The sequence below is a fragment of the Endozoicomonas sp. ALC013 genome, from assembly GCF_049310205.1.
Lineage (GTDB): Bacteria > Pseudomonadota > Gammaproteobacteria > Pseudomonadales > Endozoicomonadaceae > Endozoicomonas.
The window spans coordinates 1-3906 of record NZ_JBLYNS010000258.1; the positions used below are offsets into that span (position 1 = coordinate 1).

At 53.0% G+C, this 3906-nt stretch carries 4 protein-coding genes and 1 pseudogene; 4 read left to right on the forward strand and 1 reads right to left on the reverse strand.

Annotated elements, in window-relative coordinates:
- Positions 1-198: 198 nt before the first annotated feature.
- Positions 199-1176, reverse strand: coding sequence for an octaprenyl diphosphate synthase (gene ispB / locus ACO6V1_RS22795; protein ID WP_422446870.1), 978 nt, complete (start codon positions 1174-1176; stop codon positions 199-201).
- 504 nt (positions 1177-1680) lie between these two features.
- Here ispB and rplU point away from each other — a divergent pair.
- The 4 genes and pseudogenes from rplU to ACO6V1_RS22815 all read left to right on the forward strand — a co-directional run.
- The gene (gene rplU, locus ACO6V1_RS22800; protein WP_101748326.1) at positions 1681-1992 is read left to right on the forward strand and encodes a 50S ribosomal protein L21; all 312 of its coding nucleotides are present in this window, start codon (positions 1681-1683) and stop codon (positions 1990-1992) included.
- A 95-nt stretch (positions 1993-2087) separates the two neighbouring features.
- Positions 2088-2345, forward strand: coding sequence for a 50S ribosomal protein L27 (gene rpmA / locus ACO6V1_RS22805; RefSeq protein WP_020581555.1), 258 nt, complete (start codon positions 2088-2090; stop codon positions 2343-2345).
- A gap of 194 nt (positions 2346-2539) precedes the next feature.
- Positions 2540-3739 carry an Obg family GTPase CgtA gene (cgtA, locus tag ACO6V1_RS22810; RefSeq protein ID WP_269672981.1) on the forward strand — a complete coding sequence of 400 codons (1200 nt, stop codon included), beginning with the start codon at positions 2540-2542 and terminating at the stop codon, positions 3737-3739.
- A pseudogene (locus ACO6V1_RS22815) lies at positions 3736-3906 on the forward strand (glutamate 5-kinase); the annotation flags it as partial. The gene cgtA and the pseudogene ACO6V1_RS22815, both read left to right, overlap by 4 nt.

The window sequence follows — 3906 nt, forward strand, 5'->3', positions numbered from 1 at the left end:
CTTCAGCAGTTGATCACCCCTGAGCCATGGCTGCTGGGATTGCTTTCGTTGGAATGCGACACCAATCCTGAAAACCGCGGTTAGATATTTCTGGAGACTGCGGTGAACCTGCCTTTGGTCCAGCCCTAAAAAAAGGGCCGGTATTCACAAAATACCGGCCCCTTCGCTTGCAAGGGTTCGCCTTAAAACAAATGCTGATTAACAGCTTCTGACAACCGCGAAGTCCGCAAGGTCCGCCATAGCACTGCGATACTTGCCTTCTGGCAATAAGTTCAGGCAACGTTTTGCTTTGGCTGTGTATTCCCGGGCTTTAGCCGCAGTGTACTGAAGTGCTCCACAGCTGCGAACCGCTTCCACAACGGCTGCAATATTGTCCCGGCCGCCTTGCTCAATCGCTTCCCTTACCAGCGCCTTTTGTTCACTGGTGCCATGTTTCAGGGTGTAAATCAGCGGTAATGTCGGTTTGCCTTCTGCCAGATCATCCCCGAGGTTTTTACCCATGGTTTCCGTATCGCCCTCATAGTCCAGCAGATCATCCACCAGCTGGAAGGCAATGCCGAGGTAATTACCGTAGTTAGCCATATCTTTTTCCAGTTCCGGGCTGGCTTTGCTCAGCACAGCGGCCGTCTGGCTGGAGGCCTGGAACAGCATGGCGGTTTTGCAGCGGATGACTTCCATGTAGTCATCTTCGGTAACATCAGCATCATTGATGTTCATCAGCTGCATAACCTCACCCTCGGCAATGACATTGGTGGCGTCCGCCAGAATATGCAGCAGCTTGAAGCTCTCCAGCCCTACCATCATCTGGAATGCGCGGGAATAGAGAAAATCACCCACCAGAACGCTGGGCGCGTTGCCCCACAGGGCATTCGCCGTGTCTCTGCCGCGGCGCATGTCTGACTGATCCACCACGTCGTCATGCAGCAGGGTGGCAGTGTGCAGGAATTCAATAATGGCGGCCAGTGGTACGTGGTTGCAGTCATTGTAACCACAGGCCCGGGCAGTCAGCAGTACCAGCAATGGGCGTAGCCGCTTGCCACCGGACTTAATGATGTATTCACTGATTTTGCTGACCAGGGCGACGTCAGAGTGCAATTGATCGTGAATGCACTCGTTCACCCTGCGGAAATCGTCGTGGACTGCGATCTGAAAAGAGGCTTGTTGTTTGTCCGGCATCTGGCTTATTTGGTGGGGCGAAATTGGGCATCGTATTTAGTGCTACTGCAACTGTCAATAGCAGCCGGTGATGAAGGCATTAATACAGGGTCTTTGCGGGGTGCCTACTTATTTCAGTGAAACAGGCAGCAGACCTGCTGACCCCTTTCACCGGGCAGGGCAGGATAAAATGCCAACAGGTCTTGCCAGTGAGGCTTGACTCCCTTAAAATTTGCGCCCCTATCTGAGAATCCGGTGCGGTGTGCCGCTTTGTCATGGATTGCTGATTAATAGCTGGTTTCAGCTGCCCTTCAGCTCATGAGGTGCCGCCCATCCCTGATGGTAACTGAAAGGCCGTACTGGTCTTGTTGGAGCCATCAGCTTCTTTAATAGCCATCAGCTTCTTTAATAGCTGTCAGCTGCAAAAGAAGTGGTTTTTAGATAGCTAAAAATTCCACCATGCCTTTCCAGGGCCGGTGGATGCCTTTGACAAAGAGGCTCTTAAGGATTTTCGGAGATCAAATCATGTACGCAGTTATCAGAACTGGTGGTAAGCAGTACCGCGTTACCGAAGGAGAAATCCTGAAGGTAGAAAAACTGAGCAACGCCGCTGGCGAAAGTCTGGAAATCAACGACGTTCTGCTGATCGCCAATGGCGAAGAACTGAAAGTTGGTGCTCCAGTGGTTGAAGGTGCCAAGGTTACTGCTGAAGTTATCAGCCACGGCCGTGGTCCAAAAATCAAGATCATCAAGTTCAAGCGTCGTAAGCATCACCGCAAGCAGATGGGCCATCGTCAGTGGTTCACTGAGCTGAAGATCACCGGAATTGCCGGTTAATTATTGCTGACAGGTTTTTTTAACCTGTTGATTACTTCTAAGGACGGTCTCTGGTGTGGTAGCTGGCGGCAGGTCCGGGATAAAAGGAGAGCAAGATGGCTCACAAAAAAGCTGGCGGTAGTACCCGCAACGGTCGCGATTCAGAAAGTAAACGCCTTGGTGTCAAAATCTTTGGTGGTCAGGCTATCCAGGCGGGTGCCATCATCGTTCGTCAGCGTGGTACCAAGTTCCACGCTGGTGCTAACGTAGGCATCGGTAAGGACCACACCCTGTTCGCCAAGGCCGACGGTAAAGTCGTGTTTGAAGTGAAGGGTCCTAAAAAGCGCAAGTATGTCAGCGTAGCTGCTGCATAATGGCGTTCGGGCTGTCAGTGATTATCTGATGATTGCTGACGGCTCACCCTGAAAGCCCCGCTATCGCGGGGCTTTTGTTTATCTATTGACCGGACAGTGCCTACAGGTAAGCCCTGACATCTATTAAGGGTTTACCTGCAGGCATTGGCAGATGACTGGTTACGCTGCAATTATGGTTGCAGGAGAGTGGCGCAATGAAGTTTGTAGATGAAGCGACAATCACGGTTCAGGCGGGTAAAGGTGGTAATGGCTGCCTGAGCTTTCGCCGTGAAAAATTTATTGAAAAAGGTGGCCCCGATGGTGGCGACGGTGGTGATGGTGGCAGCATCTATGTGATTGCTGACAACGACCTGAATACCCTGGTGGATTACCGCTACCAGAAGCACTACCAGGCACAGAACGGTGAGCCGGGTCGTGGCCGTAACTGTACCGGTGCCAAAGGTACGGATATCGAGCTGAAAGTGCCGGTGGGCACCACGGTTGTGGATAACGAGACGGAAGAGGTTATCTGCGATCTGACCCATGTTGGTGAGCGCGTCAAGGTCGCCCAGGGTGGCTTTCACGGGTTGGGGAATACCCGTTACAAATCCAGTGTTAACCGTGCGCCGAGACAGACCAGCCCGGGTTCTGAAGGCGAGCGCCGGGATCTGCGCCTTGAGCTTAAGGTGATTGCCGATGTAGGCCTGCTCGGTATGCCCAATGCGGGCAAGTCTACGTTTATTCGTGCCGTATCCCAGGCTCGGCCAAAGGTGGCTGATTATCCATTTACTACCTTGGTTCCAAATTTGGGCGTGGTGGCGGTGGATCGTCATCGTGGCTTTGTTATTGCCGATATTCCCGGTCTGATTGAGGGCGCTGCTGAGGGTGCTGGCCTCGGTATTCGTTTCCTCAAGCATTTGGCCCGATGCCGTATTCTGCTGCACCTTGTTGATGTGGCACCTTATGATGACACCGATCCGGCGGAGTCTGCCAAGGCAATTATTCATGAGTTAGAACAGTTCAGTGAAACCCTGGCGAACCGGGATCGCTGGCTGGTGTTGAATAAAGTCGATTTGCTGCCCGACGATCAGCGCGAAGCTGTCTGCCAGCATATTATCAAGGAGCTGAACTGGACCGGCCCTGTTTACCAGACATCCGCTATTGCTGGTCTGGGCACCGGGATTCTTTGTCAGAACATCATGAGCTTTATCGAAGAGCGCGCGCTGGAACAAAGTGAAGATGAAGAGCTGGCCAGACAGGAAGAAGAGCAGCTGAGCAAGATGGAATCTGAGGCGCGCATGCGTATGCGGGAGCTGGCCGAAGAGCGTCGTGCTCGTCGGGCGGCAAAAAAAGCGGCGGATAACGATGACGACGATGATGATGACGATCACGATGTCGAGGTCTTCTACGTATGAGTGAACGCAACCGCTTGCAGGCAGCCCGGCGCTGGGTGATCAAAATTGGCAGTGCGCTGTTAACCAATGAAGGTCAGGGCCTGGATCTTGATCGTATGGACGCCTGGGTGACGCAGATGTGCCAGCTGCGTGATCAGGGCGTGGAGGTTGTGCTGGTCTCTTCCGGT